The 26,400-nt window shown below is 64.9% G+C and carries 26 protein-coding genes; 8 read left to right on the top strand and 18 right to left on the bottom strand.

Features of this window, described 5'->3' with window-relative positions; translation table 11 throughout:
• Positions 1–103: 103 nt before the first annotated feature.
• From rsmG to AAFG13_RS26635, 3 genes are all read left to right on the top strand, one after another.
• The gene (gene rsmG / locus AAFG13_RS26645) at positions 104–769 is read left to right on the top strand and encodes a 16S rRNA (guanine(527)-N(7))-methyltransferase RsmG (RefSeq protein WP_342708698.1); all 666 of its coding nucleotides are present in this window, start codon (positions 104–106) and stop codon (positions 767–769) included.
• A gap of 31 nt (positions 770–800) precedes the next feature.
• Entirely contained in the window at positions 801–1,652 is an 852-nt protein-coding gene (locus tag AAFG13_RS26640) for a ParA family protein (protein WP_207834163.1), read from the top strand.
• A gap of 141 nt (positions 1,653–1,793) precedes the next feature.
• A complete protein-coding gene (locus AAFG13_RS26635) occupies positions 1,794–2,684 on the top strand; it encodes a ParB/RepB/Spo0J family partition protein (RefSeq protein ID WP_342708697.1) in 891 nt (296 codons plus the stop codon).
• 123 nt (positions 2,685–2,807) lie between these two features.
• Here AAFG13_RS26635 and holA read toward each other — a convergent pair whose 3' ends face one another.
• The 4 genes from holA to AAFG13_RS26615 all read right to left on the bottom strand — a co-directional run bounded on the left by holA (position 2,808) and on the right by AAFG13_RS26615 (position 9,084).
• Positions 2,808–3,839: a DNA polymerase III subunit delta gene (gene holA / locus AAFG13_RS26630; protein WP_342708696.1), complete on the bottom strand. Its 1,032-nt coding sequence runs from the start codon at positions 3,837–3,839 to the stop codon at positions 2,808–2,810.
• Between the two features lie 8 nt (positions 3,840–3,847).
• Positions 3,848–4,405 carry an LPS assembly lipoprotein LptE gene (lptE, locus tag AAFG13_RS26625; protein ID WP_097676204.1) on the bottom strand — a complete coding sequence of 186 codons (558 nt, stop codon included), beginning with the start codon at positions 4,403–4,405 and terminating at the stop codon, positions 3,848–3,850.
• The gene (leuS, locus tag AAFG13_RS26620) at positions 4,392–7,016 is read right to left on the bottom strand and encodes a leucine--tRNA ligase (RefSeq protein WP_342708695.1); all 2,625 of its coding nucleotides are present in this window, start codon (positions 7,014–7,016) and stop codon (positions 4,392–4,394) included. Before leuS ends, lptE begins: the two co-directional genes overlap by 14 nt.
• Before the next feature lie 376 nt (positions 7,017–7,392).
• A complete protein-coding gene (locus AAFG13_RS26615) occupies positions 7,393–9,084 on the bottom strand; it encodes a diguanylate cyclase (protein ID WP_342708694.1) in 1,692 nt (563 codons plus the stop codon).
• Between the two features lie 109 nt (positions 9,085–9,193).
• On the opposite strand from AAFG13_RS26615, the gene AAFG13_RS26610 reads away from it, so the two are divergent.
• Positions 9,194–9,910, top strand: coding sequence for a YggS family pyridoxal phosphate-dependent enzyme (locus tag AAFG13_RS26610; protein WP_342708693.1), 717 nt, complete (start codon positions 9,194–9,196; stop codon positions 9,908–9,910).
• A 144-nt stretch (positions 9,911–10,054) separates the two neighbouring features.
• Here AAFG13_RS26610 and AAFG13_RS26605 read toward each other — a convergent pair whose 3' ends face one another.
• Positions 10,055–10,840: a fumarylacetoacetate hydrolase family protein gene (locus AAFG13_RS26605; RefSeq protein WP_342708692.1), complete on the bottom strand. Its 786-nt coding sequence runs from the start codon at positions 10,838–10,840 to the stop codon at positions 10,055–10,057.
• A 102-nt stretch (positions 10,841–10,942) separates the two neighbouring features.
• Complete coding sequence (locus tag AAFG13_RS26600) at positions 10,943–11,482, bottom strand: L,D-transpeptidase family protein (RefSeq protein ID WP_342708691.1); 540 nt, start codon at positions 11,480–11,482, stop codon at positions 10,943–10,945.
• 242 nt (positions 11,483–11,724) lie between these two features.
• Between AAFG13_RS26600 and AAFG13_RS26595 the strand changes: the two genes are divergently transcribed.
• Both AAFG13_RS26595 and AAFG13_RS26590 read left to right on the top strand, forming a co-directional pair.
• Complete coding sequence (locus AAFG13_RS26595; protein ID WP_016841446.1) at positions 11,725–12,411, top strand: response regulator transcription factor; 687 nt, start codon at positions 11,725–11,727, stop codon at positions 12,409–12,411.
• 57 nt (positions 12,412–12,468) lie between these two features.
• Positions 12,469–12,909, top strand: coding sequence for a cyclic nucleotide-binding domain-containing protein (locus tag AAFG13_RS26590; protein ID WP_212312791.1), 441 nt, complete (start codon positions 12,469–12,471; stop codon positions 12,907–12,909).
• A gap of 143 nt (positions 12,910–13,052) precedes the next feature.
• On the opposite strand, the gene AAFG13_RS26585 is transcribed toward AAFG13_RS26590, so the two are convergent.
• From AAFG13_RS26585 to AAFG13_RS26570, 4 genes are all read right to left on the bottom strand, one after another.
• Positions 13,053–13,868: an exodeoxyribonuclease III gene (locus AAFG13_RS26585; protein ID WP_212312793.1), complete on the bottom strand. Its 816-nt coding sequence runs from the start codon at positions 13,866–13,868 to the stop codon at positions 13,053–13,055.
• Positions 13,869–14,024: 156 nt separating this feature from the next.
• Positions 14,025–14,849: an outer membrane lipoprotein carrier protein LolA gene (locus AAFG13_RS26580; RefSeq protein WP_212312795.1), complete on the bottom strand. Its 825-nt coding sequence runs from the start codon at positions 14,847–14,849 to the stop codon at positions 14,025–14,027.
• Positions 14,850–14,949: 100 nt separating this feature from the next.
• The gene (locus AAFG13_RS26575; protein WP_342708690.1) at positions 14,950–17,430 is read right to left on the bottom strand and encodes a DNA translocase FtsK; all 2,481 of its coding nucleotides are present in this window, start codon (positions 17,428–17,430) and stop codon (positions 14,950–14,952) included.
• Between the two features lie 16 nt (positions 17,431–17,446).
• Positions 17,447–18,673, bottom strand: coding sequence for an aminotransferase class I/II-fold pyridoxal phosphate-dependent enzyme (locus AAFG13_RS26570; protein ID WP_212312799.1), 1,227 nt, complete (start codon positions 18,671–18,673; stop codon positions 17,447–17,449).
• A 191-nt stretch (positions 18,674–18,864) separates the two neighbouring features.
• Here AAFG13_RS26570 and AAFG13_RS26565 point away from each other — a divergent pair, with 191 nt between their 5' ends.
• Both AAFG13_RS26565 and AAFG13_RS26560 read left to right on the top strand, forming a co-directional pair.
• Positions 18,865–19,338, top strand: a complete 474-nt coding sequence (locus tag AAFG13_RS26565; protein ID WP_342708689.1) for an NUDIX domain-containing protein — start codon at positions 18,865–18,867, stop codon at positions 19,336–19,338.
• A 133-nt stretch (positions 19,339–19,471) separates the two neighbouring features.
• Positions 19,472–20,245 (top strand): GGDEF domain-containing protein, encoded by a 774-nt coding sequence (locus AAFG13_RS26560; RefSeq protein ID WP_342708688.1) that lies wholly within the window; start codon positions 19,472–19,474, stop codon positions 20,243–20,245.
• Positions 20,246–20,354: 109 nt separating this feature from the next.
• Here AAFG13_RS26560 and AAFG13_RS26555 read toward each other — a convergent pair whose 3' ends face one another.
• From AAFG13_RS26555 to AAFG13_RS26520, 8 genes are all read right to left on the bottom strand, one after another.
• Positions 20,355–20,759 (bottom strand): GFA family protein, encoded by a 405-nt coding sequence (locus tag AAFG13_RS26555; protein ID WP_207834147.1) that lies wholly within the window; start codon positions 20,757–20,759, stop codon positions 20,355–20,357.
• A 198-nt stretch (positions 20,760–20,957) separates the two neighbouring features.
• Positions 20,958–22,406, bottom strand: coding sequence for an ammonium transporter (locus AAFG13_RS26550; protein WP_176534502.1), 1,449 nt, complete (start codon positions 22,404–22,406; stop codon positions 20,958–20,960).
• A gap of 39 nt (positions 22,407–22,445) precedes the next feature.
• Positions 22,446–22,784, bottom strand: coding sequence for a P-II family nitrogen regulator (locus tag AAFG13_RS26545; RefSeq protein WP_044539269.1), 339 nt, complete (start codon positions 22,782–22,784; stop codon positions 22,446–22,448).
• A gap of 316 nt (positions 22,785–23,100) precedes the next feature.
• A complete protein-coding gene (locus AAFG13_RS26540; RefSeq protein WP_092121107.1) occupies positions 23,101–23,703 on the bottom strand; it encodes an ATP-dependent Clp protease proteolytic subunit in 603 nt (200 codons plus the stop codon).
• Positions 23,704–23,759: 56 nt separating this feature from the next.
• Complete coding sequence (locus AAFG13_RS26535) at positions 23,760–24,113, bottom strand: SRPBCC domain-containing protein (RefSeq protein ID WP_212312805.1); 354 nt, start codon at positions 24,111–24,113, stop codon at positions 23,760–23,762.
• Complete coding sequence (locus tag AAFG13_RS26530; protein WP_212312807.1) at positions 24,110–24,424, bottom strand: metalloregulator ArsR/SmtB family transcription factor; 315 nt, start codon at positions 24,422–24,424, stop codon at positions 24,110–24,112. Before AAFG13_RS26530 ends, AAFG13_RS26535 begins: the two co-directional genes overlap by 4 nt.
• Before the next feature lie 149 nt (positions 24,425–24,573).
• Positions 24,574–25,890, bottom strand: coding sequence for an ammonium transporter (locus AAFG13_RS26525; protein WP_342708687.1), 1,317 nt, complete (start codon positions 25,888–25,890; stop codon positions 24,574–24,576).
• An 84-nt stretch (positions 25,891–25,974) separates the two neighbouring features.
• On the bottom strand, positions 25,975–26,313 hold the full coding sequence (locus tag AAFG13_RS26520; protein WP_092121117.1) for a P-II family nitrogen regulator: 339 nt from the start codon (positions 26,311–26,313) through the stop codon (positions 25,975–25,977).
• Positions 26,314–26,400: the final 87 nt, after the last annotated feature.

The following is a 26,400-nucleotide window of genomic DNA, read 5'->3' as shown; positions in this document are numbered from 1 at the left end:
GCGAGGTGAGCGCCTATCTTTTGTGAAGGCGAATCGATCGACGCGCCGCTCGTCGGCCTCGCGACCGGCTTTCATTACGTCAGACAAACGGCCTGTACCAAGAATGGCTCCAGCCCCGCAATCCGCCGAACTCAGCGTCTCTGCCAAGGACAAGGCCGCAGCGCTCGCGCTCACGCCTGTTTCGCGTGAAACAGAGGCACGGCTCGATCGCTACATCGCCCTCCTTTTGGAGTGGCAGGCCAAGACCAATCTCGTCGCGCCCTCCACGCTTCCGAATCTCTGGACGCGGCATGTCTCCGATTCGCTGCAGCTCCTGAGCCTCGCACCCTCAGCAAAATCCTGGGTCGATCTCGGCAGCGGCGGGGGCTTTCCCGGCGTCGTGCTCGCCTGTGCGTTGGCCGAGACACAAGGCGCGCGGATCCATTTGGTTGAGCGAATCGCCAAGAAGGCCGCATTCTTGCGCGAGGCGATACGGGTAACGGCATCACCGGGAACGGTGCATCTGGCTGATATCGGGGATACTGTGGATAGAATCGCAGGTCCCATCGATTGCGTCACCGCGCGGGCGCTGGCTCCGTTACATCAACTCATCAGCTTTGCGGAGCCGTGGGTCAAAAAGGGCGCGAAGGCGCTGTTTTTGAAGGGTCAAGATGTAGAGGCCGAATTGACCGAGGCCACTAAATATTGGATTATTGAGCCAAAGCTACACTCCAGCCGGACCGGCGGACAGGGCTGGATCGTCGAACTCGGGTCAATCGAGCGGCGCTAGGGGACTCCGCAAGAGCAAATGGTATTTTGGTATGACTGTGATGGACGAGGTTTATCAAGAGGATAAGGCGTCCCAGCCGCCTGGCCATCCGCGCATCCTGTCGCTCGCCAACCAGAAGGGCGGCGTCGGCAAGACCACCACAGCGATCAATCTCGGCACCGCACTCGCTGCGATTGGCGAGCGCGTCCTGATCGTCGATCTCGATCCGCAGGGCAACGCCTCGACCGGTCTCGGCATCGATCGCCGCAACCGCAGCTGCTCGACCTACGATGTCCTGATCGGCGAAGCGCCGCTGCGCGATGCCGTGGTCGCGACCGCGGTGCCGCGGCTGCACATCGCCGCCTCCACCATGGATCTCTCCGGCCTCGAGCTCGAGCTCGGCACCACGCCGGGCCGCGCCTTCCGGCTGCGCGATGCGATCGCCGGGCTGAACAACAACGTCTCGCCCGACTCCGATTACACCTATGTGCTGATCGACTGCCCGCCCTCGCTCAATCTGCTCACCGTCAATGCGATGGCGGCGTCGGATGCGATCCTGGTGCCGCTGCAATGCGAGTTCTTCGCGCTCGAAGGTCTGTCGCAATTGCTGCAGACCGTTGAGCAAGTGCGCTCGACGCTCAATCCGACCCTGTCGATCCACGGCATCGTGCTGACCATGTTCGACTCGCGCAATAACCTGTCCAACCAGGTGGTTGCCGACGTGCGCCAGTTCATGGGCAACAAGGTCTACGACACCATGATCCCGCGCAACGTGCGCATCTCGGAAGCGCCGTCCTACGGCAAGCCGGTGCTGGTCTACGATCTCAAATGCGCCGGCAGCGATGCGTATCTCAAGCTCGCCACCGAAGTGATCCAGCGCGAGCGCGAGCTGCGCGCGCATTGACGATGTGGTGGATGGGCGCCGTGAAGCGAACCCCATCATTGCACACAATGAGAGCGATGGGTTTCGCTGCGCGCGGCCCATTCGACGATTCTGAAATTCAAGTCTGGAGTACTGCGTGTGAATCCAAGGGAGCTCGCAACAATGGCCGATGAAGCGCGTTCGCGACTGGGGCGCGGGCTGGCAAGCCTGATCGGAGATGTCGGCGGCGAGGCGGCCGCGCATGTCGAGCGGCCGCGCACGCAGCGCAAGGTGCCGATCGAATTCCTCAAGGCCAACCCGCGCAATCCGCGGCGCAGCTTCGCCGACACCGAGCTCGGCGAGCTTGCGGATTCGATCAAGGCGCGCGGCGTGATCCAGCCGATCGTGGTGCGCGCCATCAAGGGCGTGCAGGACCGCTACGAGATCATCGCCGGCGAGCGCCGCTGGCGCGCCTCGCAGCTCGCAGGCCTGCATGAAGTGCCGATCGTGCCGGTCGAGGTCTCTGATTCCGACGCGCTCGAGATAATGATCATCGAGAACGTCCAGCGCGAAGACCTCAACGCGATGGAAGAGGCGCTGGGCTATCACGCGCTCGCCGACGAGTTCAAACGCAGCCAGGAGGACATCGCCAAGATCGTCGGCAAGAGCCGCAGCCATGTCGCCAACATGATGCGGCTGACCAAGCTTCCCGCCGAGGTGCAGGCGCTGATCTCGAAGGGCGATCTCTCCGCCGGCCACGCCCGCGCGCTGATCGGCGTGCCCGATCCGCTCACCGCCGCGAAGCGCATCGTCGCCGAGGGCCTCAACGTGCGCCAGGCCGAGGCGCTGGCGCATGAGGAGGGCGTGCCGGAGCGCAAGCCGCAGAAGCCGCGGAGCAGCGCCGCGGCTAAGGTCGACAAGGACGCCGACACGCTGGCGCTGGAGAAGCGCGTCAGCGATGCGCTCGGCCTTGCCGTCACCGTCAGCCATCGCGATCCCGGCGGCACGGTCCAGATCAGCTACCGCAACCTCGAGCAGCTCGACGAGGTGGTGCGGCGGCTGGAAGGCGGTTAGCCCGCCGACATCTGTCCCCGTCATTGCGAGGAGCGACAGCGACGAAGCAATCCATCTTTCCGAGCACGCGGGAAGATGGATTGCTTCGCCTCGCTCGCAATGACGTCACTCCAAAATCGTGTCTCACCCCCGTCGCTTCGCATTCGCCGCGATCGAGAGCAGCGCGCGCTGCGCGATCACGGCGGCGAGCGCGGCCTGCTTGCGCATGTCGAGCGCCGCGGTCGCGAGCTGATCGATCACGGCCACCAGCCGCGGCGGCGTGAAATTGCGCAGCGCGACCTCGACCGCCGGCTTGCGCGAGAAATGCAGGCGCGGAAATCCGCCTTCGAGCACGGCTGACGCCGGCGTGCCGTCCGCGATCGTGAGCGCCGATTTATGCAGCCACGCCGCCTGGCGCTGCGCGGCCGAGATGATCACGCCGGGATAGGTGCCGGCGACCATTGCCTTGGTGAACTCGCTTTCGACCAACGCGGCGTTGCCGGCGAAGGCGCCGTCGACGATCGGATCGAGCTTCAGCTCGGAGGCGTCGGAGACCACGGTCATCACGTCGTCGAGCGTGATCTCGCCCTTGCCATGCGCGAACAACGCGAGCTTGCGCAGCTCGTTGCGCGAGGCCATGCGGTCGCCGCCGAGCAGCGACATCAGCACCGCGCGCGCGTCCTGCGCGAGCCGCAGGTTGGAGACGCGCAGCTCGTCCTCGATCAGCTTGGTCAGGTCGCGTTCGGTGTCGGGATAGCAGCCGATCGCCACCGCGTTCTTGGCGCGCTCGCAGATCTTGCGCAGCGGCGATTCCGGCCTGAGCTCGCCGGCCTCGATCACGATGCGGCAATCCCTGAGTGCTGGGGTCTCGGTCAGCGTCTCGACGCCGCTTGCGAAATTGCGCGAGCCGGCGCGGACGCGGATGGCGCGGCGGCCGCCGAACAGCGGCACCGTCATGGCCTCATCGACCAGCCGCGATGGTTCGGCGGCGAGCTCGTCGCCATCGAGCCGCACCAGCGAGAACGGATCATTGGGATCGTCGACCGCGGAGGCCATCAGCGCGTCGGCGCGCTCGCGCACCAGGCCGAGGTCCGGGCCGTAAAGCAGGATGATCGGGCGACCGGCGTCAGGCCGGGCGAGGAAGCTGTCGATCTCTTTTCCGCGAAGCGCGACCAATGCGGCGATCAGGTCCCGGCTGAGAAGAAGGAGGCGAGGCGGGTCTGGATGTTGTCGGCGATCTCCTGCGCGGCGCGGTCCTCGGCGTCACGGAGGGCGCGGGTACGGGCGAAGCGCTGATAGGAGCCCGGCATGTCGTAGGACACACGCGAGAACGTGGTGCCGGTCATGACCGACTTGTTCGACGCGATCTCGATCAGGTTGAACTGGGCATCGATGCCGTAGTTCTCGCTGGTCGGCAGCGCGGTGGTCGGATCGATCATCAGCGAGGAGCGGCTGGTATAGAAGCGCAGCACCAGCCGGTGCGTCGGCGGTGCGCCGGTGGCGGTGCCGTAGAGCTTGAAGGCGAGGGCGTTGCGAACCTCGACGCCGACCCGGGCCTCGCGGGACGCGTTCGCCTTGTCGACCGGGGGAACCTCGACGCCCATCAGCTTTTCGCGCAAGGCGGACGACTGGCCGTCGAGGGTGCGCTCGGCATACATCGGCTGGAAGCAACCAGCCGTCAGCGCGGCCAAGGCTGCCACGGCCACGAGCCGGGCGGCGATCCTGATCCTAGCCGACAACATTGACGATCCTCATGGGCACCACGATCACCTTGCGGACGGGTTTGCCGCCCAGTGCGGCTTTTACCGCATCGAGCGCCAAAACGGCAGCCTCTATATCCGCATTTTGCGCCGCCCGTGGCACGGTAACATCACCTCGTTTTTTACCGTTGACCTGGACGACCAGGGTCACGCTGTCTTCGACCAGCAAATCGCGTTCGATTTGCGGCCAATCGGCCTCGGAAACCAGGCCGGACTGGCCCAGAACCACCCAGCACTCCTCGGCCAGATGCGGCATCATCGGCGAGAACAGCTGAACCAGGATGGTCGCGGCCTCTTTCACCGCCCAGGCGACGTCCGGCGCCGGCTTGTCGCCTTTCGCCAGCACCTCGGACAGCGCATTGGCGAATTCGCGGATATGCGCGAGGCAGACATTGAAATGCAGCCGCTCGATCCCGGACGACACCTTGTCGAGCGCGCCATGGGCCGCCTTGCGCAACGCCAGCGCCTCGGGCCCGAAGGTGCCGGGCCGGGCCGCCGACGCCAGCTTGGCGATCTCGGCCGATTCGTTCACCAGCCGCCAGAGCCGCTGCACGAAGCGCGAGGCGCCCTGCACGCGTTCGTCGCTCCAGATCACGTCGCGATCCGGCGGCGAGTCCGACAGCATGAACCAGCGCGCCACGTCGGCGCCGTAGCTTGCGATGATGTCGTCGGGGTCGACGGTGTTCTTCTTCGACTTCGACATCTTCTCGATCGGGCCGATCTCGATGTCCTCGCCGGTCGCCATCAGCACCGCGCGGCGGCCGTTGCCGCCGACCTCGACCTTCACCTCGGCCGGCGTGACCCAGCTGCCGTCGGCCTTCTGGTAGGTCTCGTGCACCACCATGCCCTGGGTGAACATGCCGGCGAACGGCTCGCTCATGTCGATGTGGCCGGTCGCCTTCATCGCGCGGGTGAAGAAGCGGCTGTAGAGCAGATGCAGGATCGCATGCTCGACGCCGCCGATATACTGGTCGACCGGCATCATCCGGTTGGCGACCGCGGGCGTGGTCGGCGCGGTTTCGTTCCAGGGATCGGTGAAGCGCGCGAAGTACCAGGACGAGTCCACGAAGGTGTCCATCGTGTCGGTCTCGCGCACGGCCTTGCCGCCGCACTTCGGGCAAGTGACGTGCTTCCAGGTCGGGTGATGGTCGAGCGCGTTGCCCGGTCTGTCGAAGCTGACATCCTCCGGCAGCGTCACCGGCAACTGGTCGTCGGGCACCGGCACCACGTCGCATGTCGGACAATGGATGACGGGAATCGGGCAGCCCCAATAGCGCTGGCGCGAAATGCCCCAGTCGCGCAGCCGGAAATTCACCTGCCGCTCACCGACCGGCGAATTCCCGCGCAGCTCGGCTTCCAGCCGTTTCGCAACCTCTTCCTTCGCCTCGTCGATCGTCATGCCGTCGAGGAAGCGGGAATTGATCATGCGGCCGTCACCGTCATAGGCGGTGTCGGTGATGAAGAACGTCTTCGGGTCCTGGCCCTCGGGGCAGACCACCGGCACGTTGCCGAGGCCGTATTTGTTGACGAAGTCGAGGTCGCGCTGGTCATGCGCCGGGCAGCCGAAGATGGCGCCGGTGCCGTATTCCATCAGCACGAAGTTCGCGACATAGACCGGCAGCTTCCAGCTCGGATCGAACGGATGCACTGCCTTGATGCCGGTATCAAAACCCTGCTTCTCGGCGGTGTCGATGATCGACTGCGCGGTGCCGATCTTCTTGATGTCGGCGATGAACTCGGCGAGCTTCGGATTCTTCGCGGCCGCCGCCTGCGCCAGCGGATGATCCGCCGAGATCGCCATGAATTTTGCGCCGAACAGCGTGTCCGGCCGCGTCGTGAAGATCTTCAGCTCGCTCTCGCCGGCCGGTGTGGTCGCCGGATCCAGCGCGAAGCGGATCAACAGGCCCTCGGAGCGGCCGATCCAGTTGCGCTGCATCAGCCGCACCTTGTCGGGCCAGCGGTCCAGGCCGTCCAGCGCCTCCAGCAGCTCCTGCGCGTACTTCGTGATCTTGAAGACCCACTGGCTCATTTCCCGCTGCTCGACAACGGCGCCGGAACGCCAGCCGCGGCCGTCGATCACCTGCTCGTTGGCGAGCACGGTCATGTCGACCGGATCCCAGTTCAGCTTGCGCTTCTCGCGCTCGGCGAGGCCGGCGCGCAGCATGTCCAGAAACATCTTCTGCTGATGCTTGTAGTAGCTGGGGTCGCAGGTCGCGAACTCCCGGCTCCAGTCGAGCGACAGCCCGATCGACTTGAGCTGCTTCTTCATCGCGGCGATGTTGTCGTAGGTCCAGGCCTTCGGCGCCACCTTGCGCTCGATCGCGGCGTTCTCCGCCGGCAGGCCGAACGCGTCCCAACCCATCGGGTGCAGCACGTTGAAGCCCTTGGCGCGCATGAAGCGGGCCAGCACGTCGCCGAGCGTGTAGTTGCGGACATGGCCGATATGGATGCGCCCCGACGGGTACGGGAACATTTCGAGCACGTAGTATTTCGGCCGCGGATCGTCGTTCTTGGAGGCGAAGATCGCCTTTTCGTCCCAGGTGGCTTGCCAGCGGGGTTCGGATTCACGGGCGTTGTAGCGTTCGGCGGTCATGAAATCGCAGGGATTCTGGGTGGCTTTGGGTGGTTTTCGGGTCCCATCCGGGGACGGCGGACTAGGCCATAAAATCGCCCATGGGGTCAACGGCTTGGGGGCTGCCAAATGCTCATGGCCTGCCGTCGGTACAGCGGGGAAGGGTGAGGGTCGCCACACGGCAGCCCGCTAGGAACCGATCCGGTGTCGTCACCCGGCTTGACCGGGTGACCCAGTATTCCAGAGACGTTTATACTTGAACCGAGAGGCCGCGGCGTACTGGATCGCCCGGTCGAGCCGGGCGATGACAGCGTGATATGGGGCCCGATTTCGCGTCCTCGCGACATGTTTTGTCCGAGTTTTGCCGTTCGTTCCGCCCGCTCCTTGATCAGAGGTACTAACTCGCCAGCGCCATCCCGGCTTCATCCAGCGTCTGCAAGAAGCCGTGCTCGATCACGGCATTCCTGCCTCGGCGTTTGGCGGCGTAGAGGGCGGCGTCCGCCGCCTCGATCAGGTCGCCGGGACGCTGGGTCTCGTTCGGTTTCGTGGTGGCGACGCCGACGCTGACGGTGACGACGCAATGGCTGGAAGGCGCATGCGGCACGGCGAGGCCGAGGATTGCGGTGCGCACGGTTTCGCCGATCGCGAGTGCGTGCGCGGCGTCGGTGTTCGGCAGCAATAGACAAAATTCCTCGCCGCCGTAGCGGCCGGCGAAGCCCATGGTGTCGGCGGCGATCCCGGCCAGCGTCTCGCCGATCCGGGTCAGGCAGACGTCGCCTTCGGGATGGCCGTAGGTGTCGTTGTAGAGCTTGAAGTGATCGACATCGATCATCATCAGCGACAGCTCGCATTCATATTGCTGCGCCCGCATCCACTCGAAATCGAGCCGGCTCTGGAAGCCGCGGCGGTTGGCAAGGCCGGACAGCGCATCGATCGACGCCATCACGGTGAGGCGATCGTTGGAGGCGACGAGCTCACGCTCGCGCTGGCTGAGCTGCGCCGCCATCGCGTTGAAGGCGCGCGCCAGCGGCACGAATTCCGACGGCAGCTTGTGCTTGGCGACGCGCGCCGACCAGTCGCCCTCGCCGAAGCGCCGCGCCATGCTGGTCATCAGCTCGATCGGATGGATCACGAGCCGCTCCGCGCCGACCAGGGCACCCAACAAAACGAAGAGGCAGACGAAGCCGAGCTGCAGATAGGCGGTGCGGATCTCACGGCTGATCGCCGCCGTCACCTTGGCCTCATCCATGCTCACGATCAGGCGGGATTGCGTTCCGGCGATGCGGGCGAAGCTCAGGGTGCGCTGCGCGCCGTCGGACGCCGTGAACGACACCGAGCCTGACGGCTCGTCGTAGCTCAGCGCCTTCTCCGCAATCGCCGACATCAAGGGGATGGTGTCGAGCGAGCGGCCGATCAGGCTCGCATGATCCGTGGGGGCGGCGACCACGACGCCGGTCGAGTCGACGAGAACCGCCGACATGCCGGGCTGGCCGCCGAGATTACCCATGATCTGCGACAGCCAGTCGATGTTGATGCCGGCGACGACGATGGAGTCGAGCTCCGGATTGATCGCGGCCACCGGATAGGCGGCCATCATCATCGGCCGGCCGTTGGTCCTGCCGCGCAGATAGTCGCTGAACACGAAGCCGCGGTTGTCCTGCGCCTTCTTGAAATATTCGCGGTCGCCGAGATTGAGTCCGACCTGGCTGTTGAGCGTCGAACACTGCACGAGACCGTCCCTGGAGACGAACATGATGCTGCGGATCCATGGCAGGATCGTCGGCAGGCTGGCGCGCAACACTTCGCAGCTCTGTCCGATGCCGCCGGAGGCGCGGATATAGGCGGCGGATTTCAGCATGGTCTCGACCGAGGAGACCACCTCGCGCTGGGTTTCGGCAGCGTGCGCGGTGAGGTTGGCATAGCCGGCCGCGGCCTGCGCGATCTGCGTCGAGCGGAAATTCTCCAGCGTGCGGACGCGATCGAGCATCAAGGGCGCGACCAGCATCACCGCAAGCAAGGCGAGCCGGGCGCGAATGCCCAGAACCTTCTTGAGTCTGACCCGGTTGCGGTTGAAAGTGACGCCCGACATTCTGGTCCCTTGCCCGGGCGCAAGGTAGAGTGAAGGGCTTCAAAAAGCCTTTCCCGAATTTGGTAAAATTCGAGCCAACCCCCCGCGCCTGTCAGAGAACGGCACAAGCATGACACAAAGCCCGACCGCGCCGTTATCGGCTGATTCACCACATGACCCCGCGTTCGGCCTCGCCGCCGTGGAGCAGGAGATCGCGCATGCCTGCAAGGAAGCGCGGCGCGACCGCGCCTCAGTGACCTTGATCGCGGTGTCGAAGACATTCGCGGCCGACGCAATTTTGCCGATTATTCGCGCCGGACAGCGCGTTTTTGGCGAAAACCGCGTGCAGGAGGCCAAGGGCAAGTGGCCGGAATTAATCCAGGCTCATCCGGGACTGCAGCTGCATCTGATCGGGCCGTTGCAGTCGAACAAGGCCAAGGAAGCGGTGGCGCTGTTCGATGCGATCCATTCGGTCGACCGCGCCAGCATTTGCGAAGCGTTAGCCAAGGAAATCAAAAATCAAGGGAAGCATCCGGAGCTGTTCGTCCAGATCAATACCGGCGAGGAGCCGCAGAAGGCCGGCGTCGCGCCGCAGGACGCGGATGCCTTCATCGCGGCATGCCGCGACAAATATGGCCTGCAGATTTCAGGACTGATGTGCATCCCGCCGGTCGACCAGGCCCCGGCGCCGCATTTCGCGCTGTGCGCCAAGATCGCCGCGCGCAACGGGCTGAAGAATCTCTCGATGGGCATGAGCGCGGATTTCGCGGTCGCGATCCAGATGGGCGCGACCCATGTGCGCGTGGGCTCGGCGATCTTCGGGACGCGGACGGTGGTGCACAACTAACGTCGTCCTGGCGAAAGCCAGGACCCATACGCCGCGGCCATCGCAAAGGGCACGCGGCGAGACCTTCATCTTGCAAGTGACAGCGGTGGTAATGGGTCCTGGCCTTCGCCAGGACGACGGCGGTGTGTGCGGCTCGCGCACGGCTCACGCGAACTTCACCGACACCGTTCCGATCGCGCTGAAATCGGCTGCGAACACGTCACCGGCCTGAATCGGCAGCGGCGGATGGCAGGTGCCTGTGGTGACGACCTCGCCTGCCCGCAAGGTCAGGCGGAGCGCGCGCAGCTCGTTGGCGCACCAGGCGAGTGCCACGCGGGGATCGCCGAGCACGTTCTTGCCGTGGCCGGTGTAGCGCTCGCCGCGCAGCGTGATGGTCGGGCGCTGCTCGACCAGATCGATCGCGCGCCAATCCGCTGATGTTGCGGGTCCGAGCACGAACAGATGCGCGCAGGCGTTGTCGGCGATCAGCTGCGCCTCGCCGGCCGATGTGAAATCGGCGAAGCGCGAATCCGGTATCTCGATCGCGGGATGCAGCGTGCCGACCGCGTCGAGGACCTCCTGCACACTGTAGGGCGTGGTGCGCGGCGCGAGATCGCGCGCCATGCGGAAGGCGTATTCCGGTTCGCCGACGCGCATCGCGTTGCCCTTCATCGATGCGGTGCCGCCATCAGCGATCAATGTTTCGGCGAGGATGCGCCCGGCCAGCGGCCCTGCGACATTGATATGCTTCTGGCCGGCCTCGCTGGTCGCCGCGATCTTCCAGCCGAACAGTTTTTCGCGCGATGACTTTTCCAGCTGAGCCTGCACCGCGTAACCCTCGGCGCGGTCGCGCGGCCGGATGGCGCCGTCGAGCGCGCCGAGTTTTATTCCGGCGTGCCAGTGATCGTGCAGAACCTTGGCGGCGGCGGCGATCTGGTTGTTGTCGAGCATGCGGTTTCGTCCCTGCGGGAATTTTCTGCGTTGCGCACGATCTCAGCACAAGCGCGTCGTGCTTGTCGCGTGGGAAAACCGATGCTCAGCTATTCCAGAACTTTACCCGATGATGATCCGGGTCTGCGGCGACATCCGCCGCAGCAGCCGCAGCATCGACGCCTTGGTCATCGAGACGCAGCCCGCGGTCGGCCCGAAATTCGGCCGCGCCAGATGCAGGAACACGGCGCTGCCGCGGCCGGCGATGCGCGGTGCGGCGTTGTGGTCGATCTCGACAATGAAGTCGTAGAGGTGATCCTCGCGCGTCAGGCGGTCGCCGCCCTGCTCGCGGTCGAGCCGGATCGGCTGGTTGTAATGGCGGTCGGCCGGGTCCTCGCACCAGGCGTCCTCGCGGCGGATCGGCCGCGCCGGCAGGAAGGTCACGGGACGCCGGTGCCGGTCGGCGCGCCACCAGAGCTGCTTGGGGTGGAAGATGCCGCGTGGCGTGCCGCCGTCGCCCTCGCGCTTGTTGGCGAGGATTCCGCCGCGCCCAAGCGCCACCGGAACGGTCCAGCCATCGGCGGTCAGCCAGCCCCGGCGCGGGTCGCCGGCGGCGCTGCGGACCTCGATGGCGGAGAGCGGGCGATCACGTTTCACTGTCATATAAGTGATTGAAATAGCTGGTCTTCCTTTAAGAATCGTTCAAAACTGAACTTGCCTTGAACGTCCCAAACATTCTATCTCCCGGCATTACAGGACATTCACGTCCTGCCCCGCCGGATTTGAGGTAGACTGCGCTGCCTTGTGAATCGGTAACGACGGCCTACCTGAGCACGTATCTAGCCGATGCTACGGCCATAAGCGCCCCCCGCTTCTGACCGCCCCGCCCCCGAAGGATTGTACCTATGGCCAATGCCCGCAAGATCTTGATCGTGGATGACGATACCGATCTGCGCGATACGCTGGTCGAGCAGCTGTCCCTGCACGAGGAATTCGAAGCCTCCGCAGTCGACACCGGCGCCAAGGGCGCCACTGCCGCCAAAGCCAATTCTCCCGATCTGGTCCTGATGGACGTCGGCCTGCCCGACACCGACGGCCGCGAAGTGGTCCGCAGCCTGCGCAAGGGCGGTTTCAAGGCCCCGATCATCATGCTGACCGGCCACGACACCGATTCCGACACCATCCTTGGCCTCGAAAGCGGCGCCAACGACTATGTGGCAAAACCCTTCCGCTTCGCGGTGCTGCTGGCCCGGATCCGGGCGCAGCTGCGCCAGCACGAGGCCAGCGAGGACGCGGTGTTCTCGGTCGGCCCCTACTCGTTCCGGCCCGGCTCGAAGATGCTCACCGGCGCCAATGCCCGCAAGGTGCGGCTGACCGAGAAGGAAACCGCGATCCTGCGCTTCCTCTACCGCGCCGGCCAGATGCCGGTGTCGCGCGAGACCCTGCTCCAGGAAGTCTGGGGCTACAATTCCGGCGTCACCACCCACACGCTGGAAACCCACATCTACCGCCTCCGCCAGAAGATCGAGAAGGACGCCGCCAACCCCGAAATCCTGGTGACGGAAGCCGGTGGCTACAAGCTGGTGCCGTGATACGCTCCGCGCTCAACGATTCGTGAAATCGAGGCGCACCGCGGTTACCGGCCCTGAATGTCGATCGATGATGACGTAGCCCTGCTCGAGCAGGTCCCGACGATGCGTCTGTTGGGCGACAGCTCCTTGCGCATGCTGGCGATCGGCTCCGAGCAACGCGATTTCAACGCAGGCGAGGTGCTGTTCAAGACCGGCGACACGGCCGATGCCGGCTACGTCGTGCAGCGCGGCACGTTCCGGGTCGAGGAAGGCGGCGCCGAGATCATCGCCGGCCACGGCGCGCTGATCGGCGAGCTCGCATTGATCGTCGCGATGAAGCGGCCCTCGACCGCGACCGCGCTGGAGCGCGGCTCGGTGATCCGCGTCGCGCGCAGCCTGTTCCAGCGCGTGCTGGAAAGCGATCCGGCCGCCGCCCGCCGCCTGCGCGACGAACTCGCGCTCCGCACCAGCCAGCTCGCGAGCGATATTTTGATCGCGGGCGGGAAGCTGAGCACGTAGCCGCTGTCTATTGATCCGTCACCCTGAGGAGCGCGCTCTTGCGCGCGTCTCGAAGGGTCGACGGCCACCAGCCGGGCCGATTCATCCTTCGAGGCTCGCTCCGCTCGCGCCTCAGGATGACGGTGCTCAGGCTGACGCCGCGTCTAAACCTCCATCACCGCCGTGACAGGCACGTGGTCCGACGGCCGCTCCCAGCTGCGGGCGTCGCGGGTGATCTTGAAATCGCTGACTTGATCCTTCAGCGCGCGCGAGACCCAGATGTGGTCGAGCCTGCGGCCGCGGTCGCCGACGGTCCAGTCCGCGGCGCGATAGCTCCACCAGGTGTAGACCTTTTCCGACATCGGGATCCGCTCGCGCGCGATGTCGAACCATTCGCCATGCGCTTGCGCCGCGAGCAGCTTCTCGGTCTCGACCGGCGTGTGCGAGACCACCTTCAACAGCTGCTTGTGCGACCACACGTCGTTCTCGTGCGGCGCGACGTTGAGGTCGCCGACCAGGATGTGACGGTCGTCGCCGCGCGGATGCAGCGGCTCGCAGGCTTTCATCTCGTCGAGGAATTGCAGCTTGTGCTCGAACTTCGGATTGAGCGCGGGATCGGGAATGTCGCCGCCGGCCGGCACGTAGAAATTATGCAGCACCAGCGGCTTTGAGAGCTGCGCCTTCTCGCCAAAGGACACCGAGATGTGCCGGGAGTCGATCTTGTCGCAGAACGTCCTGATGTCGGTGGTCTCGAACGGCAGGCGCGAGACGATGGCGACGCCGTGATAGCCCTTCTGTCCGTTCAGCGCGATGTGCTCATAACCGAGCCGCTTGAAGCGCTTCAGCGGAAACGCATCGTCGATGCATTTGGTCTCCTGCAGGCACAGCACATCTGGCCGCGCGCTCTTCAGGAATTTGGCGACGATGTCGATGCGCAGGCGCACCGAGTTGATGTTCCAGGTGGTGACGGAGAACCGCATGAGAGGTGCGTCTTAGCACGGTTCTCGGTGCGGGTTAGCGCTTTGTCCACAAGCAAGCGCCTGTAGGATGGGTAGAGCGAAGCGAAACCCATCATCTCAATCAGCGGCACGAAGCCCATGGGTTTCGCTGCGCTCTACCCATCCTACGCAAACAGGCTAACCCGGCGAAGAACCCGGATAGGTCGTGAAGTCGATCTTGAACAGCCCCGGATCGGGCTTCTGCGTCGCGTCGAGATTGTAGACTGCAACTGTCGTGTCGTAGCCCTGCGGATCGGTGACGGTCCACTGCTTGAGCTTGCCGTCCTTGGCGCCGATCATCAGCAGGAAGCGGCTGGTGCCGACCAGCGCCTGCTTCTCCTCGATCGTGATGCTGACGAACACGTCGTCGGCCGTGACGCTGACGACGTTGGTGTCCTTCATCAGGTCGATGCGGTCCGACAGCAGATAGCGCAGCGGGGTCTGCGACAGCGGATAGATGTCCTGGGTGGCGAGCCTGCGGTCGCGCACTGCGACCGACGAGCCGTCGGCGATCACCTCGATGGTGCTCGGATTGTCATATTCGAAGCGCAGCTTGCCGGGCTTCTGGATGTAGAAATCGCCCTTGGTCTTGGTGCCGTCGGGACCAACCTGGACGAAATTCCCGACCAGCGTCTGCAGCGACGACAGATAGGCCGAGACCTTGGCGGCCTGCGCCTTCTGGTTGGCGTCGAAGGTCTGGAAGATGTTGGCGGGCACGTTGCGGCGCGGATCGGGAATCACCGGGTCCGGCGGTGCCTGGGTGGCGCCCGTGGTGGCCGGGCCCTTGTCCGCATTGCTCTGCGCGCCGGCGTCCTTGGCCTTCGGCGCAGCCTTCGGCCCCGCGTTGGCTACGGGTTTCGGCGTCGCCGGCGCATTCTGCGCAGCCGCGCCGCCGGCGATCGCGGCGGTGACGAGAAGAGCCAGCGCAGTGCGCGTGCCGCGGTCAATGAGATGTTTTGCCATCAGATATGTCAGGTCTCTGTTCGACGCTCGTCCCGCTTCGCCGGATTTTATCCCGCCTCTTCCGAGGGAGATATGGTTTTTCCGTGATGATCGCCCCCGATCAGAACTGGCCCTCTTCCTCCCCGACCAGGATTTCGCGCTTTCCGGCGTGATTCGCCGGGCCGACGATGCCCTCAAGTTCCATCCGCTCCATCAGCGAGGCGGCGCGGTTGTAGCCGATCTGCAGCCGGCGCTGGATGTAGGAGGTCGACGCCTTGCGGTCGCGCTTGACGATCGCAACCGCCTGCGTGAACAGATCGCCGCCGCCGTCGCCACCCATGCCGGTGGCATCGAACACGGCGCCGTCCTCGTCGGTCGGCTCTTCCGCGGTGACGGCTTCGAGATACTCCGGCTGGCCCTGCGTCTTGAGGTGACGCACCACCTTCTCGACTTCCTCGTCCGATGCGAACGGGCCGTGCACGCGGCTGATGCGGCCGCCGCCTGCCATATAAAGCATGTCGCCCTGGCCGAGCAGCTGCTCGGCGCCCATCTCGCCCAGAATGGTGCGGCTGTCGATCTTCGACGTCACCTGGAAGGCGATGCGGGTCGGGAAGTTCGCCTTGATCGTGCCGGTGATGACGTCGACCGACGGACGCTGCGTGGCGAGGATCACATGGAGGCCGGCGGCGCGCGCCATCTGCGCGAGGCGCTGCACCGCGCCTTCGATGTCCTTGCCGGCGACCATCATCAGGTCGGCCATTTCGTCGACGATGATAACGATGTAGGGAAGCGGCTCGAGGTCGAGCTTCTCTTCCTCGTAGATCGCCTTGCCGCTCTCCTTGTCGAAACCGGTGTGCACGGTGCGCGTCAGCTCTTCGCCCTTGGCCTTGGCTTCGACGAGGCGCGCATTGTAGCCGTCGATGTTGCGCACGCCGAGCTTGGCCATCCGCTTGTAGCGTTCCTCCATCTCGCGCACGGCCCATTTCAGCGCGACAACGGCCTTCTTCGGGTCGGTGACGACGGGCGTCAAGAGATGCGGGATGCCGTCATAGACGGAGAGTTCGAGCATCTTCGGGTCGACCATGATCAGGCGGCACTGATCCGGACGCAGCCGGTAGACCAGGCTCAGGATCATGGTGTTGATCGCGACCGATTTGCCGGAGCCGGTGGTGCCGGCGATCAGCATATGCGGTGTGCGCGCGAGGTCGATGATGACGGGATCGCCGCCGATCGTCTTGCCGAGGCACAGCGGCAGCTTCGCAACCGAATCGACGCTTTCCTTGGCGACCAGGAGTTCGCGCAGATAGACCTTCTCGCGATGCGCGTTCGGCAGCTCGATGCCGATCGCGTTGCGGCCGGCGACCACGGCGACGCGGGCCGACAGCGCGCTCATCGAACGGGCGATGTCGTCGGACAATCCGATCACGCGCGACGACTTGATGCCGGGCGCGGGCTCCAGCTCGTACAGCGTGACCACCGGGCCCGGATTGGCCTTGACGATCTCGCCACGCACGCCGAAGTCCTGCAGCACGCCTTCCAGCGAACGCGAATTGGCTTCAAGCTCGGCCTTGCTCAGCGGCTGGCGATCGCTCGCCTTCGGCGCACTGAGGACCGAGACCGACGGCAGCTCGAACTTGTCGGAGTTCTTCTTCTTCGGCTTCGGCTCGGCCTTCTTGCGCGGGGCGCGGGCGGCGGGAGCTTCCTCCTCGTTATCCTCTTCTTCCTCGTCGTCGAAAGCCTCGGCTTCGTCTTCGTCGTGGTCGTCAGCCGCGGGCGCGATCGAGGGCGCCGCGCGGCCGCCGCCGATATTGGGCTCCTGGCGCTCGAACGCCGCACTGCTGCGGCCCTGCGATCCGCTCGACACCAGCGATTTGTAGGCGGTGGTGAACAGCCAGCCGAGCCGTGCTTTCGCGCTCATCAGCGCATGGAACAGCCAGCCCAGCGAGACCGAGCTGCGGTCGTTGTCTTCCTCTTCGACGAACGGCTCGTCGTCGTCAGCGATCGGCGTCAACTCCTCGTCCTCTTCCTTGGCGCCCCAACCGCAGGCGAACAGGAAGCTTGCTGCCATCGCAACAAACAGGATCAGGCCGAGCACGACGCGATAGATGAAGCCGGGCGGCCCGAACACGACAGCCGGCGCGCGCAGCAGCGCGTCGCCGACCACGCCGCCGAGCCCGGTCGGCAGCGGCCATGACGTATTGTGCGGCCAGCAGCTGGCAAAACCCGCCGCGATCACCGTGCACAGGATCCAGCAGCCGAGCCGCAATGCCTCGCGGTCGAACGGACGATGCGTCAGCATCCGCCAGCCCCAGACTGCGACCGGCAGCAGCAGCATGATGGCGCCGAGGCCGAGAATCTGCATCAAGAGGTCGGCGCCGATCGCGCCGGGATAGCCGAGCACGTTGCGGATCGCGCGCGAGGTGGCGTGGCTGAGCGACGGATCCTGCACCGACCAGGTCATCAGCGCGGCGGTGATGGCGCCCGACAGCGCGATCAGGCCGAGCCCGGTGAGTTCGCGCAGCCGTCGCGCCAGCGCCTCGCGCAACGAGAGCGGCAGATGGCCGACCAGGGGGATGACACGTTCGATCGCTGGCATACTCAATCTTCGCGCTTCGCGATTAACCCAGGGTTTCGACCAGGCGATGCATCGCCTCGGCCGTCGATTCACTGTCGGAGACCAGCGCAAGGCGGATATAGCCCTCGCCCGGATTGGAACCGTCGTTCTGCTCACGCGCCAGGTAGCTGCCCGGAATCACGCGAACGCCGGCGTCGCGATAGAGCCTGACGGTCACCGCCTCGTCGCTGCCGCGATCGGAGACGTCGAGCCAGACGCAGAAGCCGCCGGCGGGACGCTTGTAGCCGTAGCGGTTGCCGAGGATCTGGTCGGCGAAATCGAACTTGATGCGATAGAGCCTGCGATTCTCCTCGACATGCGCCTCGTCGCCATAGGCGGCGACCGCGACATGTTGCAGCGGCACCGGCACCTGCGGCGCAGCGACGTTGCGCAACTCGAGGAACGCGGCGAGAAACTTCCGGTCGCCGGCGGCGAAGCCGACCCGCATACCCGGCAGGTTCGAGCGCTTCGACAGCGACTGAAACGCAACGACATTGCGGAAATCGGGACCGGCGCATTCCAGCATGCTGCCCGGCGCCTCGCGGGTATAGATCTCCGAGTAGCACTCGTCGGACAAGATCATGAAGCCGAACCGGTCGGCGAGTTCTTTCAGCCGCGCGAAATAGGCGCGCGAGGCGACCGACCCTTGCGGATTGGCCGGCGAGGCGATGAAGAACGCGACGGTGCGGGCCCATGTCGCCTCGTCGATCGTATCAAGGTCGGGCAGGAAACCGTTGGCGAGCGTGGTCGGCAGATGGATCTGCTCGCAGCCGGCCGCGCGCGCGCCGGCGCCATAGGCCGGATAAAACGGATTCGGCATCAGGATCGCCGGCCGGCCCTTGCGCGGGGCAACGTGGCGCGCGGCTGTGATCGCCGCAAAGAACAGCCCCTCGCGGCTGCCATTGAGCACCAACACTTCGCTCTCCGGATCGACCGGACGCGGCAATTGGAACCGGCTTCCCAGCCAGGTCGCGACCGCGCGGCGGAACGGCTCGATGCCCTTGGCCATCGGGTAGCGGCCGAACTCGGCGGTGTGCTTCGCCAGCACCGGCCCGACGAAATCCGGCACGGGATGCTGCGGCTCGCCGACCGACAGTGTAATCAAGGGCTTGGCCGGCTGGTACGGCGCCAGCAATTCGGTGGTTCGCACGAATGGGGAGCGCTCGGCCTGGCCGGCGGATGTGGCATCGGCGGCGCCCTGCGCCACGCCGGATGAGGCGGTCATTGCCATGGTTGAAAAGCCAGCACTTTCACTGCGGTCGGAGGTGAGGGGGAGCCGACCGTAAACCGATCAAATCACCATAGATAGGGCGAGGTTAAGACGCGATTAACCATCGGCGGCGCGGCACGTTTGGCCGGCGCGTGATATCAGCACCCCCCTCAGAAAACGCATTGAAAACCGCATCAAAATTGCACCGAGACATGATCCATCGCCGCGCCGTCAGGGCGCTCATCATCGCAGGCGAGCGCGAGGTCCTGCTGATGCGGATTCGCCCGCCGCACGGCGGCGACTGTTTCTGGATCGCGCCCGGCGGCGGCATCGAAGACGGCGAGACGCCGGAAGCGGCGCTGCAGCGGGAATTGGCCGAGGAATTGGGGCTGGTCGGTTTCGAGCCTGGTCCCGCCGTCTGGCGGCGTCATCACACCTTCAACTGGGGCGGCCGGCGGATCTCCCAGAAGGAAGAGTACCGGATCGTTCACACGGATCGATTCGACCCTGTGATGGCCGACAAGATCGAGGCGACGGTGCTCGATTGCTTTCGCTGGTGGCCGATCGCCGATCTATCCCGCGCGGAGGAGCGCCTCACGCCGCTGTCGCTGGCCGGCATCCTCGAAAGCTATTTGCGCGACGGCGCGCCAGGCGAGCTGCCGGACGAGGAAGTCCTGATCGACTGACAGCATTGCCGTGCATTCGAGTGATCCGCTTTACCCGCTATTAAGGCCAGCGCGCACGTCACGAGTTCCTTCAGCAATTCGCAACACAGCACGACCGAATGAACCCGCGTATTGCGAGGACGTGCAGACGGACATGGCCATCAGGATCGAGACACACGGCGATGTTCTGCGCCGCACCGGCAAGGTGATGGTGATTGCTGCCGGCATGACCGCGGTGATGTCCTTCACCATCGGCATGCTGGTGTTCGGCCGCGATCTGGCCGCGCCGATCACGGTCGGCCAGATGCAGCTGTTCGGGCTCACCGCCGGCGTCTTTATCTCAATCGCGCTCAGCGGCGCGATGTCCTATCGCGCCGGCATGTTGATGCTGGAGCTCGCGCGTACCCGCCGCGAGCTGGCCCAGATCTCGCAGACCGACCAGCTGACCGGCCTGTTGAACCGGCGCGGCTTCGACGCTGATGCCGCCGCGGCGCTTGAACGCGCGCAGGCCGATGGCGCGTCGGTTGCAGTGCTGATGTGCGACATCGATCATTTCAAGTCGATCAACGACCGCTACGGACATGAGATCGGCGACAAGGTGCTGGTCGAGATCGCCGACGTGCTGCGCCAGTTCGCGATCCGGCACGGTGCGCTGGTCGCCCGTTACGGCGGCGAGGAATTCGCAGCCGTGGTGACCGGCCTGAGCCACGAGCAGACGGCGCACGGCGCCGAGGAAATCCGCCGCGATTGCGCGGCGCGAACGATCCTCGACGGCGTGACCCTTCTGCCGGTGACGATCAGTATCGGCTTCACCTTGAAGGAAAGCGGCTTCGACCTCAGCGGCCTGATGCGAACCGCCGACCAGGCGCTCTACGCCGCCAAGCGCCACGGCCGCGACCGCGTCGAGCACGCGCGCGACGCGGCGTGAGCTGCGTAGCCCGGATGAAGCGAAGCGAAATCCGGGGGCAGTCTCGCCGCGTAGACGCTGTTCCCGGATTGCGCTACGCTCCATCCGGGCTACGTACTCGATGTGACGACTACCGCGCCGGCAGCTTCTCGAACGACGGCTTGCCGTCGGGGACATGGTGGAAGGTCTGCTTGTCGCAGGTGTAGATCGTCATCTGCGGGGTGAACACGCTGGGATCGTCGAACGTGCCGACCTTCAGGATGGTGGCGGGCAGGCCGGGCACCTTGGTCACGAGATGGGTGCCGCATTCCGGGCAGAATTCGCGCGTCACGGCGCGCTCGAGGTCCTTCCGGGTGAACTGCTTGGGTTGGCTGGCGGTGTATTTGAAGCCGGTGGTCGGCATCGCCATGAACATGTTCGGTCCGCCGCCTGTGATGTATTGGCATTCGCGGCACAGGCATTGCGCCGCCATCATCGGTTCGCCTTCGGCCTCATAGCGCACGTTGCCGCAATAGCACCTGCCTTGCACCTTCATGACGTCCTCCCGTTTTCTTGTATGTAGCCTGCTATTCCACAATAGCAGCCAATTCCGACAATATTTTCTCAAGCCGCAGAAAAAAGAAAGGGGCTCCAACTTGCGCTGGAGCCCCTCAACGGTCCGGACATTGCCGGGTATGTGCCCGGACCGTAGTTCTGGGAACGACCGCTTGGGGAGGTCGCGCCCCGGGAGAACTCACATGTTGTAGGCGCGCTCCGTGTGCTCGGTGATGTCGAGGCCTTCACGCTCGGTCTCGACGTTGGCACGCAGGCCGACGATCACGTCCACGATCTTGTAGAGGATCGCAGAGCCGACGCCCGACCACACCAGCGTGGTGCAGACGCCCCAGACCTGCGAGGTCATCTGCGCCACGAAGTCGTAATCGGCAACTTTGGGCGGGATCGCGGTGTAGTCGATAATGCCGGCACCGCCGAGCGCCGGGTTGACCAGGATGCCGGTGCCGAGCGCGCCGATGATGCCGCCGACGCAGTGGACGCCGAACACATCGAGCGAGTCGTCATAGCCGAGCGCGTTCTTCACGACCGTGCAGAAGAACAGGCAGACCACGCCAACCACGAGGCCGAGCACGATGGCACCCATCGGACCGGCATAACCGGCCGCAGGCGTCACCGCGACGAGGCCCGCGACCGCGCCCGAGAGCGCGCCGAGCAGCGAGGGATGGCCCTTGATGATCCATTCCGCGAACATCCAGGCCAACGCCGCCGCGGCCGTGGCCACGAAGGAGTTGGTCATGGCGAGCGCAGCGCCGCCATTGGCTTCGAGGTTCGAACCAGCGTTGAAGCCGAACCAGCCGACCCAGAGCAGCGAGGCGCCGATCATGGTCATGGTCAGCGAGTGCGGAGCCATCAGCTCCTTGCCGTAGCCGGTGCGCTTGCCGATCAGGAGCGCGCCGACCAGGCCGGCGATGCCTGCGTTGATGTGCACGACGGTACCGCCGGCGAAGTCGATCGCACCCTTCTTGAAGATCCAGCCGGCATCGGCGTTGATCGCGTCGAGGGCGGCCTGCGCCTTCGTCTTGGCATCGCCGTCAGCCGCGGCGGCAAGCGCCTTGGCGGCATCCTGGATCGCGTCCGGGCCCGGCCAGTACCAGACCATGTGCGCGATCGGGAAGTAGATCACGGTGACCCAGATCGGGATGAACAGCGCGATCGCCGCGAACTTCATCCGCTCGGCAAAGGCGCCGACGATGAGGGCCGGCGTGATCGCCGCGAAGGTCATCTGGAAGCACATATAGACGAGTTCCGAGATGTTGGCGTCGACCGAGAAGGTCGCAGCCTTGGAGTCCGGCGTGACGCCCATCAGGAAGGCCTTGGAGAAGCCGCCGATGAAGTCGGAGCCGCCGGTGAAGGCGAGGCTGTAGCCGTAGAGGGCCCAGAGCACGGTGACGATGCAGACGGTGTAGAACACCTGAGCCAGCACCGAGAGCATGTTCTTGGAGCGGACGAGACCGCCATAGAACAGCGCGAGGCCCGGGATGGTCATCAACAGCACCAGCACCGTCGATGTCAGCATCCAGGCGTTGTCGCCCTTGTTGACGGTTGGCTCGGCGTAGGCGGCGGTTGCGGCAAAGAGGCCGACTGCGAGGGCCGCCAGTCCCGCGCCATAGGGACGCTTGAACGTCATGTTATTTCACTCCTGAGGTCTTAAAGGTTGAGCGCGAAATCAGAGGGCCGCGGCATCGGCCTCGCCGGTGCGGATGCGCACGGCGTGCTCGAGGCTGATGACGAAGATCTTGCCGTCGCCGATCTGTCCGGTCTTGGCGGCGGCGGTGATGGCGTCGATGGTCTTGTCGACCTGATCGGAGGCGACTGCGACCTCGATCTTGATCTTGGGCAGGAAGCTCACCGCATATTCGGCGCCGCGATAGATTTCCGTATGGCCCTTCTGGCGGCCGTACCCCTTGACTTCCGTCACCGTGAGACCGTGAACGCCAATGGCGGTCAGGGCGTCACGGACCTCTTCCAGCTTGAATGGCTTAATGATCGCCATAACAATTTTCATGAGTCCTATCCCCGCTTGGGCCCGGTGCGAACGAACACCGGGAGTTTCGACTGAGGTTCACCACGCGGAAGACATCCATTACGCGGGCACAGCCGAGACCCTTAGAATCAAATGCCGTGCCAAACGGCTCGGGTTCGCTAATGGATTATGAATCCGGACCTTTTCCCGCATTGCGGGAGCAAGGTGCTGCTGCGCTATTCCGTCGCGCCTAAAATATAATCAGATTGGCCTAATTCGTGAGCAAGCCAGGGTCTGGACACAATTCTGCTCAGCTGCGGTGCAGGCATCGGTATTTAGATAGAGCAATGCCAGACCATTAGGCGGCGTCGCGCGCTGCAAAAACCCTGTCGATCAATCCCCATTCGAGCGCCTGCTCCGCCGACATGAAGTGATCGCGGTCCAGGGTCCGTTCCACGTCCGCCTCGGTGCGCCGGCAGTGCTGCGCATAAAGCCGGATGATGCGCCGCTTGGTCGCCTGCATCTCGGCGGCATGGATCTGGATGTCGGAGGCCTGGCCCTGGAAGCCGCCGAGCGGCTGGTGCACGTGCAGGCTGGCATTCGGGAGCGCGGCGCGGTGACCGGGCTCGCCGGCCATCAGCAGGAACGACCCCATGGACCGCGCGGTGCCCATGCACAGCGTGTGCACCGGCGCCTTGATGAACTGCATGGTGTCGTACATCGCAAGCCCGCTGGTGACCACGCCGCCATAGGAGTTGATGTAGAGGTTGATCGGCTTGTTCGGGTTGTCAGCCTCGAGGAACAGAAGCTGCGCGCAGACCAGTCCGGACATCGCATCATTGACCTCGCCGTTGAGGAAGATGATGCGTTCGCGCAGCAGCCTGGAATAGATGTCGAAGGAGCGCTCGCCGCGGGACGACTGCTCGACGACCATCGGGACGAGTTGCATCATGTCGCGCATCGGCGACCTCCCATTTCAGCAGGTGATGAAGTTTCAGCGGATGATGAAGTCTGCGATCAGGCCGCGCGCATCAGCACGCGGCTGTTGCTGTTGGCCGCTTGCGGCCGGTTTGCGCGCTGGTCGCAGGCTTCCTGGATGATGCGAAACCGGGTGCCGCCGGCCTCGTTCGGCTCGATCCGGAAGGTGACATGACTCTCGCGAAACGGCGGCTCGGAATCGCGGAGCCGGTAACGCACCTCTTCGCCCGTGATCGATGATAGGGGTTCAGCGCCCGCGAGATCGCAATCCGGAAGCCAGCGTTCACGCAGGGCTGGAATGGTGACGGCGCGCCATACTTTGTCAGGCGGTGCGTCGAGCTCGTATTCGATCACCAAGGCTGCGTCGGCGTCAGGCTCAACCGTGTCGCTCATTGATCCATGTCCTTCAGGAGGTCGGTGAGCGCCTCGATGCGCTTCGGCCAATAGGCGCGGTAGCGGGCGAGCCAGGTCCCGATGCTGGCGATCCCGTCCGGGTCGACTTCATAGTTGACGAAGCGGCCCTGCCGCTGCTCGCGCACCAATCCGGCCGCGCGCAGCACCGCCAGATGCTGCGACATCGCCGGCTGGCTGATCTCAAGTCCGTCGCGCAAGGCGCTGGCGTTCAGGCTGCCGCCGGCCAGCTTCTCAAACACCCTGCGGCGGGTCGGATCAGCCAGTGCCTTGAAGATATCGGTGTCGACCATGCCAACACATAAGCATATACTTATGTGTCGTGCAAGCCTGAACTGTCCCGTGCAGCGTGACGTCGCGGCGCTCGGGTACTTTGCATGGGGTTGTTTTACGAATTCGCCCTCTCAGGGCCCATCTCGTCCTGGCGATACGAGCTCGGCTGTTACTGCAACGCCTCGCCGTGCTGCGAGATGTCGAGACCCTCCAGCTCCTGCTGCATCGAGACGCGCAGCGGGACGAAGGCGCTGACCAGCTTGAGCAGCACGAAGGTGACGCCGCCGCACCAGACCAGCGTGACCACGACGCCGTAGAGCTGGATCAGGAGCTGCCCCGGATTGCCCTCAAGCAGGCCGGAGGTGCCGCCGATCGCCGCGGTGGCGAAAACGCCTGCGAGCAGCGTGCCGGTCAGGCCGCCGATGCCGTGCACGCCGAACACGTCGAGCGAGTCGTCGTACTGGAAGCGGTGCTTCAGCCAGGTACAGGCCCAGAAGCAGACCAGGCCGGCAATGATGCCGATGACGATGCCGTGCCACGGCGCGACGAAACCGGATGCCGGGGTGATGGTGCCGAGCCCTGCGACCGCGCCCGAGATCATGCCGAGCACCGACGGCTTGCGGCGCGTTGCCCATTCGATCGCGCCCCAGGTCAGCGCGCCGGCGCAGGCCGCAAGATGGGTGGCGGTGATCGCCATCACCGCGCGCGAATTGGCCGCCAGCGCCGAGCCGCCGTTGAAGCCGAACCAGCCGACCCAGAGCAGGCCGGTGCCGACCACGGCGAGCGACAGGTCGAACGGCGACAAATTCTCGCTACCATAGCCGTGCCGGTTGCCCATCACCTTGGCCGCGACCAGGCCGCTGATGCCGGCGGACAGATGCACGACGAGGCCGCCGGCGAAGTCCATCACGCCCATCGAGGCGAGGAAGCCGCCGCCCCACACCCAATGCGCCAGCGGCACATAGGCGAAGATGAACCAGCCGATCGAGAACAGCACATAGGCGGAGAACCGCATGCGGTCGGCGACCGAGCCGGCAACCAGCGCCACCGTGATGATCGCAAACGTCATCTGGTACAGCATGAACAGCGCTTCCGGGATGGTCTTTGCCGCCGGATTGACGCTGTCCATCGTGATGCCGGCCAGGAACCAGCTGTCGAGCGAGCCAAGCCATGGACCGTTGCCGACGAAGGTCAGCGAATAACCGAAGATGACCCACAGGATCGAAATGATCGCAACGGCCGTGAGGCTCTGCGCCATCGTCGCCAGCACGTTCTTCTTGCGCACCATGCCGGAGTAGAACAGCGCGAGCCCCGGGATCGTCATCATCAAGACCAGCGCGGTGGCGACGATCATCCAGGCGGTGTCGGCGGCGTTGATGCCGGAGGCGCTGGAATCTTGCGCTGACGCCGGCGTACCCCACGAGAGCAGGATTGCAGCAGTGATCGGCGCAGCTGATATCGCTGCACGAAGAGCTCGTGCCCCCATCATCATTCCCCGGCGTGTCGTGGTTTCTTTACGTGGTTTTTGGCGTGTGCCGGCGTCGCTGGCGGCGGTGGTGTCGATTGAGACTCAGAGCGCGTCGTTGTCGGTCTCGCCGGTGCGGATGCGCAGCGCGTGGTCGATCGGCGTCACGAAGATCTTGCCGTCGCCGATCTGGCCGGTGCGGGCGTGCTCGGTGATGACGCTGACCGCCTTGTCGGCGAGAGCGGTGTCGACGGCGATTTCGATCCTGAGCTTGGGCAGGAAATTCACGACATATTCGGCGCCGCGATAGATCTCGGTGTGGCCCTTCTGGCGGCCATAGCCCTTCACCTCGGTCACCGTCATGCCGTGAACGCCGATCGCGGTCAGGGCCTGGCGTACCTCATCGAGCTTGAACGGTTTGATGATCGCGACGACGAGTTTCATGGTTCAGGCCTTCATTTCCTTGAGGTTTTCCGTGTGCGCCCATCCCCGGAGCGGCACTTGCCAACTCCGAGTCTGCACGTCCCGCCA

The organism is Bradyrhizobium sp. B124, assembly GCF_038967635.1.
Taxonomy (GTDB): Bacteria; Pseudomonadota; Alphaproteobacteria; order Rhizobiales; family Xanthobacteraceae; genus Bradyrhizobium.
The sequence above is the reverse complement of the archived record's forward strand: the minus strand, read 5'-3'. Positions and strand labels throughout refer to the sequence as shown.